Genomic DNA, 14,849 nt, shown 5'->3' on the forward strand with positions numbered 1-14,849 from the left:
CAAACCACTTTGGCACTTACCCCATCATCAGGCTAAGTTCAAGATCTAATTAGAACTTCGCGCTTAAGCTAACACGGTAAGTTCTCTCACCCATGAAAGACCAGGCTGGGTAGCCTAATTTCAACGGATCTTTCACTGTCGTGTTGGCTGCTGCTGCACCATACTGAATATCATCTTGCTTGAGCAAATTAGTCGCTTCAAATGCTAAACGGAAGTTCTTATTTACATTCCAACCAAAGCTTGCATCCAAAGTACCATAGGCATCATGCATACGATTGCCATACCAGCCAGTTTCACGAACCATATACTTTGAGCGCCAGTTATAAGCTAAACGTGCAGAGTAGGTTTCATTTTCCCAGTAGCCAACCAAGTTTGTATTGTGCTTAGAAGACAAAGTGAACACGTTCAACTGATCTTGATAACTGGTCGATGGTGCTGTCGCGTTCGATAAAGTGTAGTTTGCTACTACGCCAAAACCATTGTCGAAAGAATGATTGATCTGTGCTTCGATACCATCAATCTTGCCACCACCTGCATTGATGTATTGATTTACAGTCCAGCTATCCTTCTTGCTGTCTGGGCTCACGATACCAATGCTTTGATTGATCTTAGTCGTTGTCGTGATGAAGTTATTGATGTTTTTATGGAAATACATAACGGAAATCAGGTCACCCTTACCGTAATAGTATTCCAGACCCAAATCAAATTGAGTCGACTTCATCGGCTTCAAACCAACGCTGCCATAACTCACGGATTCATTGCCTGCTACAGTATCCTGGAAGCCTACTTGCGTAGCGATAAACATATTTTCATAGTTTGGACGCGTAATCGCTTGTGATGCTGTAGCACGGAAGATCGTGTTGTTATTCACGTCGTAAGCCAAATTCAAACTTGGCAATACATCGCTGTATTTCGCTGTTTCGGTTTTCTTAGAACGACCCCAGCCTGCATTTTGAGCGATTTCGCCTGCTGCCAATACAGTACCATCCAGTTTATAACCTTCAGCTGTTACTTCAGAACTGATATAACGCAAACCAAAATTACCATGCAATTTGTCTTGTTCGAAATTGAACATACCGTATAAGGCGGTATTGTCTTCATTCAATTTACCGTAGCCACCGCGCTCTTCAACCCAGCCTGTCACATTGGCATTGGTATTCGCCATCATCGCAGCGATATTAGGACGCGGAGAAACCCAGCCTAAAGTACCCATCGCCATCGTGCCATCGTACAAACTAGATGTCGCAGCTTCTTTCGCCGTCGCTGCGAATACAGCGCGATCTGTTTGCTTTTGGAATGTATGATCTGATTTACGCAAACCAGTCTTGAACGATGTGATCGCACCCCAGTTAAGGTTCAATGACAAATCAACTTGTGCAAAATTTTCTTTGTCAGAGTTTGGACCACGTGTCGTGGCCCAAGAACCTGCAGGACCCGTTGATGCCGGCAAATTAGACAGTGCTACATTTTGACTAGAGGCTGGTGTGATAATAATCTCTTTACCTGTTGCGTCTATGCCACCAGTCCACTTTGGCAACGTAGCACCTGCCGTCCATGAACCATAAGAATAGTTAGTCGTCATTGAGGTTCCGCCATCCGCTTTCGTCGTGCCAGCAACCGCGTCAAGCTTGAAACCATCACCTTTGTAAGTACCATTCAAACTAAAACTATCTGAAGTCATCTTACCTTGACGCGCCCAAGTTTGAAGGAAAGCATCAGTGGCCTTGGCGGCACTTGTATTACTCTTCAAGCACACACCGTCAGGATTGAAATCAGACTTCACACTCGTATTACGCTGCGTACAATTTGCATCATGGAAGATGTAATGACTGGTGTTGGAGTTATCCGCATCGAGTTCCAACTTCATGTAGTTCAAACCCAAATCCAAACCTTGGACTGGACGTGCTTGCAAATTAATATTCAATGCAGAACGCTTGCGCTCCTGGACAAATGTCGTTGGCGCAACGTCGGCAGACCAACGCGAATCAGATTCAACACCACGACGGATGTAATCACCTTTTTCACTAGCGCCAGCGATCAAAATACCAAAAGTATTTGCATCATTTTTCCAGCTCACCAAACCAGAAAGATCGGTCGCCACTTTATCGCTGACATTACCTTTGCCCGCTTTTACGCCCACATACGCAGTGCCCGATTTCAAATCTAAAGGCTTACGTGTTTTCACGATAACGGTGCCGCCTATACCGCCTTCTGTCAAATCAGCCTGAGACGATTTGTACACATCCATACCGCCTATCAATTCTGATGGCAACAAAGAATAGTTAAATGAACGATCTAAAGCTTGTTGATCGTACCAGCCAGTAGAAGCGACTGTTTGTCCATTCAAAGTTGTATAAGTCATTTGTGGATCAGAGCCACGTACAGAAACTGATGCGCCTTGACCGAAAGCACGACCTACTGTGACGCCAGGAATACGGCCCAAAGATTCACCTACGTCAGTATCTGGCAACTTGCCTACATCTTCCGCGGAAACTGCATCGACGACAGAATTTGCATTGCGTTTAATATTTACCGCACTTTGCAAAGCCATACGGATACCAGTTACCGTCACTTGCTGCGCTTCATCCTTCTTTGCTTCCACTTGCTGGGCTTGTGCGGACATCGCTACTGTCATAACCAAGACAGAGACTGCTGCTGCGATAGGCGTCAAACCAGGCTTCAAATTACTTTTCATTTATTTCCCCCAAGACTTCCATAAAAACTAAAAAAACAGATTTAATGCTCGGTAAATTCAGCTCTTCAAAACTCACCGTGCGCGAATTACCACGTAGTTACCACCTAAGAACTCATTGAAACCAATCTAGACGGGTTGGGACAATACAAACCACTTTATGGAAAAACACAAAACCAGATTAAAACCACTTAACAAGTGAATCGAATTCAAAAACTGTGCTTCCAACAGCGACATCCAAGACCGCTGAATATATTTCAAGACCAATACAGCTTCGAAAACCTCCCCCCACAGGAATATTCACCGCATCATTTCTCAAGTTACAAGATCAAACGCCAGACAAACATAGTAGTTTTCGAAGTGAGCTCACTTTAAATTTCTCAATACCAATTGTCAAGCGGTATTCATGTGGTATTAGATTTATTTAATTGGTATTGTGCAAGTTTTATGATTGGTATTAATATTCTGCACATGAGTAACAAATCAACTAATTGATTTATATGGGATTTTTTGCAAAAAAATGGCATTTACGAAGTGATGGTATGTTGACTCAATCCAACATACCAATTGAAAAACTGAACTGTTTTCTAAAACAACTTACCTAAATTTCAAGAATCGTTCGCGCTATCAAAGTATTTGACCGAATTCCCTCGTTTTCAATAAAAGAGCGTCTTGAACAAATAGATGAATTAACCTGAATCGCTACAGTAGAGGTCATAATATGTACAACTTAAACATTCAAACTGACGCTCATCAACCGACGCAAAGTACGCTATGCCACAGCACTATCTCGCCAAACTCACTGCGCCTAAACGTAGCGCAAAAACCAACTTACACCTAGGTGTGACTTTATGCTGGATTGCCGGCGCCCTCAATGCCGGTGGCTTCCTGGCTGTCGGGGAATACACCTCGCATATGACAGGGCTGCTATCAAGCGCAGCCGATGAACTTATACTCGGCCATAAGATGGCTGCGCTCGCTGCCTTACTTATGTTGTTGTCCTTTATTTGTGGTGCTGCCTGTACGGCCTTAATAGTGAACTACGCGAAACGCAATGTTCCCCACTTTATCTACTCACCGGTACTATTTTTGGAAGCGATACTGTTATTGATTTTCGGAATGTTGGGGCAAGGTCTACTCAAACACGAAATGATCACCGTGTCGTTTACCGCCATTTTGTTGTGCTACATGATGGGGCTGCAAAATGCCTTGATCACCAAGATCTCACATGCAGAAATTCGCACTACGCATATCACCGGCCTAGTCACTGATATTGGCATCGAACTTGGGAAAATGCTGTACTGGAATCGTGATGAACACCATGCTGAAGAGATGAAGGTCATCGTCAACCGTCAAAAATTGAAACTACATAGTCAACTGGTTTTCTCGTTTGCCATTGGTGCGGTAATGGGTGCCGCGGGATTCAAACATTTAGGTTTTATTGCCAGTGTACCGCTGGCCTTGGCGCTAATCAGTTTAGCCATCGCGCCTGCGTTTTCTAAGAAAACTGTTCTGTAAAAAATGGCGTAACTTCGACATTTACGCCATTTTCCCTCACTGCTCAAAATACCTTGATACTGTGTTGATAGTTGAAATGGGCTTAGCTTCTTGCGCTCACCAACTTGGTGTAGCAATCCGAATGACTCATTTTTTGATCGTTTTCAACAGCTCAGCACCGGAACCGAAACTGATCGGTGCCTGCGCGGCCATCCAGGCAAACACCGCATAACTAGTCGCTGCCTGATTAATTCTCGCTGGTTCAATCTTGTCAAAGGTATCGTCTGGCGTATGATGCAAATCGAAATAGTCATCCGCCTTTAAAGACAAACCAAAACTTGCCGCACCCGCCATGCGTAAATCCCCCATATCTGGACCAGGAAACGCATTATTATCGCCAGCTTCTATGCCTAAAGGTGCTAAAACGCTGTGCATTTGCTTCACCAATGGCAATGCCTCACTACGCACAAACGAGGCCATTTTTATCACAGGACCTTGCCCCAAATCAGCTTCGGCAGCGGCTTGAATTTGTGCAATCTGATTTTGATGCGCCGCCAAATAGGCTTTACCGCCGAACAAACCCTGTTCTTCATTAGCAAATAAAACCACGCGTATGCTACGTTTTGGTTTCAAACCATTGCGTTTAATAAATTCGGCGGCGGCCATCGTAATCGCACATCCAGCGCCATCGTCAATTGCGCCTGTGCCCAAATCCCAAGAGTCCAAATGGCCACCAATCAAGACATATTCGTTCGGCAATTCAGTACCCGTCATCTCACCGATGACATTGTAAGACGTATAGCTTGCGGCAGCGGCTGAACCTAATTCCAGCTTCAAGGATACTGGCTTACCGCGCTTCATCATGCGTGCCACCATATCGGCATCGGAATTTGACATTGCCGCCGCCGGAATCTGCGCCACGCCTGGTGCATACTGCATCACGCCGGTATGTGGGAATCGATGCTTATCGGTACCTACGGAACGGATCACAATCGCTACGGCACCTTTACGCGCTGCTTCTGAAGCGCCCGCCGAACGCCCAGGCACGACCAGTCCATATTCATTGGAATTTTGCATTCTATGATTGATGAAAACAATTTTCCCCTGCACTTTTTCCGTAGGTGCAGCCATCATTTCCTTCAAATTGGCAAATTCAACCAACTCCGCCGTCAATCCATTGGCTGGCGTAGCGACACTATTCCCAAGCGCGGTGATTAAAAGCGGCTGCGGAAATGGCGCAACAATTTCAGCTTTTTCTACGCCACGTGTCCAACTAGGATAAGTTACAGGCTCTTTCCATACTTTATCAAAGCCCAGTTCTTTAAATTTTGCTTCAGCCCACGCCACAGCTCGTGCATCGCCTGGAGTCCCGGCCATACGCGGACCGACTTCCGTCGTTAATGATTCAAGAATTTTGTAACTCAGATTATCGCCACGCGCCGCATCACGTATCCAGGTCGCGGTTTGCAACTCTTTTTCTGTAAATAATTGAATAGCATTTTGTTTGTCAGCGGCAGAAACAGCCTGAAAAAAAGCACTGCTGACCATGACCCCAATGACAACTTGCTTGAATGCAGTTTTGAAACGTTGATGAATAGACATGTTTTCCCTTTTTTATGTTTTTTTTGTGATGCTATGAACTATGGCGATGGATTTAGTGAATGACCTTGCCTTGACAGAAAAGTTCAGTGATTTTCTTTTTTTGATCTGTTGCAAAGTGGGCGGCATAAAAAAACGCTTGTTAGTTACTTCAGCCGATACGCAATTCAATGAGACCAGAAAATTAACTATAAACCATTGAATTTAAAAGATATTTTAAGAACAGAAATAGATTGCAAGACAAACTTTACTCCATAGAAATTTAGACTATACTTAGCTTCATTGCATTAAAGAAATTTTTCATTTCGCTTTTTAGTTCAAGTCTTCTATAAGATATAATACTTGTGTAGGGTAAAATATGAAAAGTTTGGAAGCATCAAATATCGCCGCTTCTAGCTCTTTTTGATCACGTATTGATCACTTACATTTCAAGCAATTGACAACACAGCATTGACGCAGTTTTAGTGTGCGGACTACATGACCGATACAACCAACAAACCCTCGAAGCCAATAAGTGAGTTCTTTATCCAAGGCCTCACTAGCGATGGCAAACAATTCCGACCTAGTGATTGGGCGGAACGGCTATGCGGCGCGATGTCTTGTTTTCGTCCAGAAGGTGGGCGCAATGCACATTTGCAGTACTCGCCCTATGTACGCCCTATTTTATTAAATGGCGTACGTTCAGTGGTGGTCAATGAAGCATTAAGAGAAATCGAACCACTCGCCTTTCATTTTGTTATGAGCTTCGCGAAAGACAATGATTTGCAAATTATTGACGCCTGCTTACTACCAGAACCGCCAGCAAGCGTCCCTGCTAAATAAATCATCAATGCAATAATGCATATTGCGCTATATAGGCGAAAGCCCCAGCGAAATAGCCAATCAATGCTAGCCAGCTAATTTTGCGCAGATACCATAGAAAATCAATTTTTTCCAAACCCATCGCTGCCACACCTGCAGCCGATCCTATCACCAAGATCGAACCGCCTGTACCTGCACAATACGCCATAAATTCCCACAAAAAACTATCCATAGGAAATTGCGCCAGACTGTACATACCCATTGATGCGGCTACCAAAGGTACATTATCAACTACCGCACTAGCCAAACCGATTAGCATCACAATTACATCTTGCCGCCCTACCGTGTGATCCAACCACAATGCCAAAGACTTCAACACATGGGTGTGTTCCAGTATCGCCACCGATAACAAAATACCGACAAAAAAGATGATGGAGCTCATATCAATACGAGTGAGCGCCCTGACCAGAGTTAAAGACTCTCTCTGCACATCTTGCTTTTCTTTATGCATCAAATCACCGACCATCCACAAAATACCCAAACCGAACAAGATACCCATAAACGGTGGCAAATGCGTCCAGGTTTTGAAAGCGGGTACACACACCAGAATGGCCAGTCCCAAGCAGAACATGACATTGCGTTCAAATCCGCTTGTCACTAATTGATTTGTCTCCATATGCGAAGGTGTGATCACTGGACGCGTGCCCAACACCAAACTAGTGACGAACAGTGGCACGAGCAAATTAATCAAACTAGGAATAAACAAACCTTTCATGATTTCTACAGCGCTGATCTGTCCGCCTATCCACAACATGGTGGTAGTCACATCACCGATGGGTGTCCAGGCACCGCCCGCATTCGCTGCGATCACAATTACGCCTGCGAAATACAAGCGATCTTCGCGGGTATCGAGTAATTTCTTCATCAAAGAAATCATCACGATCGTCGTAGTCAAATTGTCGAGTATGGCACTCAGAAAAAAAGTGACGAAGCCTACCAGCCACACTAGGTTTGATAGGCGCGTGGTTTTAATACGCGAAGTAATAACTTCAAAGCCATTGTGCGCATCCACCACTTCCACGATCGTCATAGCCCCCATCAAGAAAAAAACGATCTGCGCGGTACTCGTTAGTGACTCACTCAATTGCAGCGAGACCAGGCTTGAATCGGCACTGCTCAGTGCATAAATAGTCCATAACAAACCAGCACCAATTAAGGCCGACGCCGATTTATTCACTTTTAGAGGGTGTTCAAAAGCGATGGCAGCGTAAGTAAGCACAAAAATTATAATGAGGACATTCAGCATGATGGCGAGATTAGTAACAATAGGCAGACACTTTACAATAAACGCTCAATAACCGCTCAAAAAACGCTGCTTTTTTTACTCGATCCAGAATCTGGCTCTGGGCGAGCAAAATTGAGAATGAAAGAAAGCAAACTCTGCGATAATCAAGTCATCCTATTTTTCAGGCTCTTAATCATGATCCTAGGTCACTTACACCACACCTCAAGCCCACTCGCAGCCAACATAGAAACGGCATTGCAACATTTACGCGACCATAACTATCTCCTGCGTGAGCCGGGCAAATATCCTATCGATGGGGAAGGTATGTTCGCTTTAGTACAAGATCCTATAACCCAAGCTTGGGAAACAGGTTTTCCTGAATTTCATGCGCGCCACATCGATGTGCAATGTCTGCTCAGTGGTGAAGAAGCTTTAGGCTACCTGCCGGCCAATCCTGATCTGGTACCGCATGATGACAGGCTCACAGAACGCGACATCGCCTTTGTCGCGCAGCAAACACATGAAACACGTATCGTGCTGACGCCGGGTATGTACGCGGTCTTTTTTCCAGGAGAATTGCATCGTCCCTGTCGTGCGGTAACGCAAGCCATGCAGATAAAAAAAGTGGTGATCAAAATTTTAGCCAAATAACCGAAGATTTTTTAACATCGTATAGAGTATGCTGCGCGGGTTCTTTACTTTTCTTATTTTTTTGGAGTGATTTCTATGAAACGCTTTATTTTGACAGCTGTATTAGCAACTAGTTTGGTGACAGGTTTGAGTGGCTGCGGTTACAACACTTTGCAAGCACAGGACGAAACCGTAAAAGCCTCTTGGTCTGAAGTTTTAAACCAGTATCAACGTCGTTCTGATCTGGTCCCCAATTTAGTCAATGTCGTCAAGGGCTATGCCGATCACGAGAAAGACGTTTTATTAGGTGTGACAGAAGCGCGCGCCAAAGTTGGTAGCATACAGATGACACCTGAATTAGCAAAAGACCCAGAGGCGCTGAAAAAATTCCAAGAAGCGCAAGCAGGTATGACTTCCGCTTTATCACGTTTGATGGTGATTTCTGAAAACTATCCTGCCTTAAAAGCGAATGATAATTTCCGCGACTTATCGGCGCAATTAGAGGGGACAGAAAACCGCATCACAGTGGCACGTAATCGCTATATTCAAGAAGTAAAAACTTACAACGTGACGGTACGTTCTTTCCCTAGCAATTTGACGGCAAAAATGTTCGGTATGGAAGTCAAACCTAGCTTTACGGTAGAGAACGAAAAAGCAATTTCTAATGCACCTAAAGTCGACTTTGGTAAGAAATAATGTTGACTGTGAAGTCATATAAGAAATTCTGTTTTGTGCTTCTGGCCTCACTGGCACTACTGCTTCCGCTCGGTTTCATATTCGGAAGTAGTGATGCCAGCGCAGAACAAATTCCTGTTCCCAAACTGTCTAAACGGGTAACCGATCTAACGCAAACCCTGAGCGCGCAACAAGTCGAGACACTGGCCCAGAAATTAGAATCCTTGGAAAAAACCAAAGGCAGTCAAATCGCGGTTTTAATGATACCGACGACAGGTGAAGAAGGCATAGAACAGTTTTCTATACGCGTAGTCGACGAGTGGAAATTGGGGCGCAAAGGCACAGCAGATGGCGTCTTATTTTTGATTGCAAAAAATGATAAAAGGGTACGCATAGAAGTCGGAAGAGGCTTAGAAGGTGCCTTGACCGACGTCAGTAGCGCCAGAATCATTCGTGAATTTGTACGACCTGCCTTCAAGACCAATGACTTCTATGCTGGTATCGACGCTGGCATAGACAAAATCAGTGCCGTCATAGCAGGTGAGGCACTGCCAGCGCCAGCGCCTAGCAAAGGTCATAGCGCGAACTATGCCGATGATCTGAATATCTTCGGCCTGCATCCACTAGTTTGGTTAGTGCTGTTGCTCGCGGGTTTGATACTTAGTAAAGTCCTGGGCCCGTGGTTAGGTCGCGGGGGCTTAGCTGCTGGCAGTGCTGCCGCAGCGATGTTTGCAGGTACTCCACTGGTCATGGCTTTGCTCGCAGGTTTGCTGATGGTAGTGCTGTATAGCCTGTTAGCCAGTCGTTTCTTTTGGGATATTGCCGGTGCAGTTTTACAAAGTGGTGCGATCGGTGGCTTTGGCGGTGGACACGGTGGTGGCAGTCATAGCAGCAATGATGGCTTCAGCGGCGGTGGTGGCGATTTTGGCGGCGGCGGCGCTTCGGGAGATTGGTAATGATGAAAAATCGACTATGGCAAAACTTAGGTTCCCACTTACGCCGCAATCCTTATCGCCAGCACTTTAGTGCAGAGAACAAGCAGCTGCTCAGTAGCAAGATCGCGGCGGCGGAGCTTGGGCATCGTGGTGAAATTCGTGTTGTGGTGGAAAGTCAATTACCTGTCAGCGTCGTATTGGCTGGCATATCGCCACGTCAACGCGCCATCACTTACTTCGCTGATCTACGCGTTTGGGATACCGAAGAGAATTCTGGTATTTTGCTGTATCTCTTACTCGCTGAAAGAAAGATAGAGATCGTTGCAGATAGAGGTATTGCGAAACTGGTTGAACAGACGGAATGGAATAAGATTTGTCAGCAGTTACACAATCAACTCGGGGCAGATCAGGTGGTCGAAGCCTTGAGTAAGGCCATTACTGAATTCGGCACATTGTTAAGGCTACATTATCCAATTGACGGAGAAACGAATAATCCAAATGAATTAAACAATGAATTAATCTTCATTCCTTGAAGTTCAGCGATCGGGGCAGATCAATTCACTAATCTACAGCAATCCGCCAAATTCGCATTTTATCCACATCAAACGCTGTTTTATCCTAAAGCAAATATTCTTGTCGGAATGCCCGTGCTACAGTAGCCGGGCATTTTTTGTATCAACTACTAAAATACTCAGTTCATTCAATTTGGAGCATGTCCATGAAATTAGCCAAAACGATTCTGGCGTCCAGCCTGCTGGCACTGTACGCAGCCAGCGCCTTCGCTGACACCCAAACTACTAAGTACTTGATCTTTGTCGAAAACGGCAAACAAGCCGGCGAGCAAGTGGTGCAACGCGACGATAGCGGCTTACACAAAGTTAAGTTCATATTCAAAGACAATGGTCGCGGCCCCGAGCTGAACGAAGAATTTCGTTTAGGCGCAGATGGTTTGCTCAGCGAATATAAAGTGACAGGTAGCTCGACTTTTGGCGCGGTTATCAACGAAAGCTATAAACGGATAGGTGATCAGGCAGAATGGAAATCGACATCCGAAAAAGGCAGTAAAACCGTCAATGGCTCAGCTTTGTACATCCCACTCAATAGCTCTTTCGCCATTGGATCAATCTCAATTGCAGCTTTGGCAAACGCTACCAACAAACATTTACAATTACTTCCATCGGGTACGCTTTCGCAAAGCAAAATCGGTGAGCTGGAAGTCGTCAATGGCGACAAAAAACAAACCGTACAATTGATAGCACAAACTGGCATAGGCCTTTCACCTAGCTTCGCTTGGGCAACAACGGGCGACAATCCCCGCCTATTTGCGGTGGTCATTCCTGGCTACATGAAAGCGATAGAAGAAGGCTGGCAAGCGAATGGCGAGGCTATGGCCAATTTCCAGAAAGCCGCCGAAAGCAAGGTCTTAGTTGACTGGGCGAAAAAATTACAGCATCCCCTATCTGGTTTAACCGTCATTCGCAACGCTCGTATTTTTGACAGTGAAAAAGCCAAAGTCGGTGCGGCATCCGATGTCTATGTATTGCGTGGTCGGATCACCGCAATCTTGCCAGCTGGTTCGCCAGTGCGAGGTGCGACATCCGAAATCGATGCAGCAGGTCGTATTTTGTTACCAGGTTTATTTGATATGCACGGTCACGTTGGACGTTGGGACGGCGGTTTAAATATCGCTGCCGGTGTCACCAGCGTGCGCGATATGGGCAATGACAATGCGCAAATGCAATTGATTTTAGATGAAGTCAATAAAGGCGATTTGCTAGGACCACAAGTCGTACCTTCGGGGTTTTTAGAAGGCGAAAGTCCGTTCTCGGCCAATAATGGTTTTGTGATAAAAAATTTGGCTGAAGCCAAGAACGCGATTGATTGGTATGCGCAGCATGGCTATCCGCAATTAAAGATTTACAACTCCTTTCCAAAAGAAATTTTGAAAGACACGGTTGCTTACGCCCACTCACGTGGCATGCGCGTTTCGGGTCACATCCCCGTTGGTTTGCGCGCGTTTGAAGCGCTGGATGCGGGTTATGACGAGATTCAACATATCAATCAAGTCATGTTGAATTTTTTAGCGACACCCAAAACCGACACTCGTACTTTGGATCGCTTCATTTTGCCCTCTGAAAAAACGGCTGAACTCGACTTTGATTCAAAGCCTGTGAAAGACTTTATCGCCCGCTTGAAAGCCAAGCAAATTGCAATTGATCCTACGCTTGCGACCTTCTCTTTCTTGCGTCAACAAGACGGCACAATGAATGAGCCTTTCGCCACTATCGCCGATCATATGCCACCCGATGTGCGCCGCGGCTTCTCGGTTGGCACGATGAAAATTGCCGATGACGCCACGCATAAACGCTATGAAAAATCCTACGCCAAAATGGTCGATTTCGTCGGTCGCCTATACAAAGCAGGTGTTCCTATCGTCGCAGGTACCGATGAATTAGCAGGTTTTACCTTGCATTCTGAATTGGCGTTTTTGGTGAAAGCCGGATTGACACCCGCGCAGGCTTTACAAGTCGCAACACGTAATGGCGCAATCTATACCCGCACCCAAAACGAGCGTGGTTCGATCTCTGTTGGCAAACTCGCGGATTTGGTTTTGGTCGATGGTGATCCAACTAAAAATATCGAGGATGTGCGCAAAGTATCGGCGGTCATCACGCGCGGCTATTTGATCTATCCAAGCGAGATTCACCAAAACATGGGGATCAAACCCTTTGTCGATAGTAAGCCTGAGTTAAAAGCATTAAAACCAGTATCGGCAACTAATGCTATCGGAATCAATGAAGGTGCCATGCAGCGCTATTTTGGTACTGCGCGTCACGACTAAAAGGTAAAACAAGACGCTGGCAGCCTAGTTCAAGCTGTCAGCGACTTACAATCCGAAATGCAAGTCTAATGTTTGAACTAAAGATCAAGTAAAACGGTCAAAAGCCCACATTTCCAATGGAGGGTGACATGGTAAGACCATTTAAAAGAACCGTATTACAACTAAGTTTACAGCTGAGTTTAAGTTTATTCGTGGGAGCAACATCCCTATCCAGCTTCGCCGCCAACACCGACTATCGCAACTTTGAGACGATAGAAAAACAATTACAAAGCCTTGCGCAAAAACATCCTGAGCGTATTAAGCTGCAATCCGTAGGTAAAAGCGCTGGCGGCCGCGCGCTGTATTTCGTACAAATTGCAGGAGCAGGTAAAGTCAACGCAGACAAGCGCCCTGCTTTATTTGTTGGCGCCAATATCGCTGGATTTCACAATGCTGGCTCCGAAGCAGCCATGCATCTGATCGAGACTTTGGCCAATTCGAATGAGAAAAAAGTTGAAGATCTATTGTCCAAGCGAACGATTTATGTCGCGCCTATCTTAAATCCTGACGCACACAATGGTTTGTTCGCGACGCCGCGCCAATTACGTGCAGGTAACGACGGTAAACTCGATCGCGACCTTGATGGCTTAGTCGCAGAAGACGGCGCTGACGACCTCGATGGCAATGGCATCATTACGCAGATGCGAATTAAAGACCCTAGCGGCGATATGATTATCGATCCAAAAGATCCACGTCGCATGATTAAAGCCGATGTCAGCAAAGGCGAACGTGGGACCCATCGCGTGTTTATCGAAGGTAAAGACGACGACAAAGATGGTGTATACAATGAAGACGGTTTCGGTGGTGCACATCCGGATCGTAATTTCCCAGCGGGCTTTCCGGTGGCAGATACCAGTGCAGGTGCCTGGCCTGGTGTGACACCTGAAGCGAAAGCGACGATGGATGCGGTGCTTTCACACAAAAATATCGCGATGGCGGTCGTGTTCGGTCCTGCCAATCAATTACTCTCTGTACCCACTGGTTTTGAGCGCATTACGCCACCAGGCGCAACACCAGCTGCGGAAGCCAACAAACTTGAGGCCGATGATCTGAAAGTGCTAGCCAACTTAGGCGAAGCCTACAAAAAATCCTTAGATCAAGCCGGATTAGACAGCAAGCGCAGCGCCAAACAAACTGGCAAAGGTAGTCTGGCTAACTGGCTGTATTTCCACTATGGTGTGCAAACGATAGAATTAGATGTCTGGGGCGCACCGGTAGCCAAAGCGCCAACACCTGAAGCTAATTCAGCGTCTGTCGCAAACGGAAACGCAGCGCGACCTGGTGCTGGCAATCCCGCCGCAAAAACAGGCGATGCAGAAAAAGATCTGATCAGCTACCTCAACACCAACTCACCAGAATCCATCATCGCCTGGAAAAAAGTAAAACTACCCAATGGCACTGAAGTCGAAGTGGGAGGTATCGATCCTTACGCCGAATATGCACCAGCTGCCAACGTATTGGAACCTGCCTTAAAAGTCCACACCGAACAAATCTTAAGCTGGGGCGACAAACTCGCGCAATTGGAAATACTAGAAACCAAGGCCATCGCCAAAGGCGACGACGTCTGGCAAATCACCGTCATCGGTGGCATGCAAGGCGAATTCCCCACCCACAGTAAATTAGCGACCAGAATGCGCAACAAGCTCCCAGTTCGCTTAGAAATGCGTCTGGGCAAAGGCGTCACAGCACTCACTTTAAATCGTGCCGCAACCGCAGAGCGCTTAGAGCCTGCCAGCACAATTAAAGGCGAATGGTTAGTGAAAGGTGCGAGCGGCAGCACGGTGACCGTAGGTCTGTGGACAAATCAAGCCGGACAAGCTCTGACGACGATTACATTAGGAAAGGCGAACTGAG

Annotated in this window: 11 protein-coding genes; 8 read left to right on the top strand and 3 right to left on the bottom strand. The window is 46.0% G+C overall.

What is annotated here, in order from left to right:
- Positions 1-49: 49 nt before the first annotated feature.
- On the bottom strand, positions 50-2,695 hold the full coding sequence (locus tag AC1RR2_RS10890) for a TonB-dependent receptor (protein WP_493222277.1): 2,646 nt from the start codon (positions 2,693-2,695) through the stop codon (positions 50-52).
- 771 nt (positions 2,696-3,466) lie between these two features.
- Between AC1RR2_RS10890 and AC1RR2_RS10895 the strand changes: the two genes are divergently transcribed.
- Positions 3,467-4,210: a YoaK family protein gene (locus tag AC1RR2_RS10895; RefSeq protein ID WP_493222278.1), complete on the top strand. Its 744-nt coding sequence runs from the start codon at positions 3,467-3,469 to the stop codon at positions 4,208-4,210.
- Between the two features lie 126 nt (positions 4,211-4,336).
- Here the strand turns inward: AC1RR2_RS10895 and AC1RR2_RS10900 are convergent, their stop codons facing one another.
- Positions 4,337-5,791: a M20/M25/M40 family metallo-hydrolase gene (locus AC1RR2_RS10900; RefSeq protein ID WP_493222279.1), complete on the bottom strand. Its 1,455-nt coding sequence runs from the start codon at positions 5,789-5,791 to the stop codon at positions 4,337-4,339.
- A 474-nt stretch (positions 5,792-6,265) separates the two neighbouring features.
- Here AC1RR2_RS10900 and AC1RR2_RS10905 point away from each other — a divergent pair, with 474 nt between their 5' ends.
- Positions 6,266-6,610, top strand: a complete 345-nt coding sequence (locus AC1RR2_RS10905; RefSeq protein WP_493222280.1) for a DUF3579 domain-containing protein — start codon at positions 6,266-6,268, stop codon at positions 6,608-6,610.
- Positions 6,611-6,614: 4 nt separating this feature from the next.
- On the opposite strand, the gene nhaD is transcribed toward AC1RR2_RS10905, so the two are convergent.
- A complete protein-coding gene (gene nhaD / locus AC1RR2_RS10910) occupies positions 6,615-7,895 on the bottom strand; it encodes a sodium:proton antiporter NhaD (protein WP_493222281.1) in 1,281 nt (426 codons plus the stop codon).
- 174 nt (positions 7,896-8,069) lie between these two features.
- Here nhaD and AC1RR2_RS10915 point away from each other — a divergent pair, with 174 nt between their 5' ends.
- The 6 genes from AC1RR2_RS10915 (at position 8,070) to AC1RR2_RS10940 (ending at position 14,848) form a co-directional block, all read left to right on the top strand.
- Positions 8,070-8,525, top strand: a complete 456-nt coding sequence (locus AC1RR2_RS10915) for a NanQ anomerase/TabA/YiaL family protein (RefSeq protein ID WP_493222282.1) — start codon at positions 8,070-8,072, stop codon at positions 8,523-8,525.
- A gap of 75 nt (positions 8,526-8,600) precedes the next feature.
- Positions 8,601-9,200, top strand: a complete 600-nt coding sequence (locus tag AC1RR2_RS10920; RefSeq protein ID WP_493222283.1) for a LemA family protein — start codon at positions 8,601-8,603, stop codon at positions 9,198-9,200.
- Positions 9,201-9,208: 8 nt separating this feature from the next.
- Positions 9,209-10,135 (top strand): TPM domain-containing protein, encoded by a 927-nt coding sequence (locus AC1RR2_RS10925; RefSeq protein WP_493222284.1) that lies wholly within the window; start codon positions 9,209-9,211, stop codon positions 10,133-10,135.
- Complete coding sequence (locus tag AC1RR2_RS10930) at positions 10,135-10,647, top strand: TPM domain-containing protein (protein ID WP_493222285.1); 513 nt, start codon at positions 10,135-10,137, stop codon at positions 10,645-10,647. Before AC1RR2_RS10925 ends, AC1RR2_RS10930 begins: the two co-directional genes overlap by 1 nt.
- A 185-nt stretch (positions 10,648-10,832) precedes the next feature.
- A complete protein-coding gene (locus tag AC1RR2_RS10935) occupies positions 10,833-12,956 on the top strand; it encodes an amidohydrolase family protein (protein ID WP_493222286.1) in 2,124 nt (707 codons plus the stop codon).
- A gap of 128 nt (positions 12,957-13,084) precedes the next feature.
- On the top strand, positions 13,085-14,848 hold the full coding sequence (locus AC1RR2_RS10940) for a M14 family metallopeptidase (protein WP_493222287.1): 1,764 nt from the start codon (positions 13,085-13,087) through the stop codon (positions 14,846-14,848).
- The last annotated feature ends 1 nt before the right edge of the window (position 14,849 follow it).

The organism is Undibacterium sp. GW821-FHT11H02 (genome assembly GCF_058808015.1).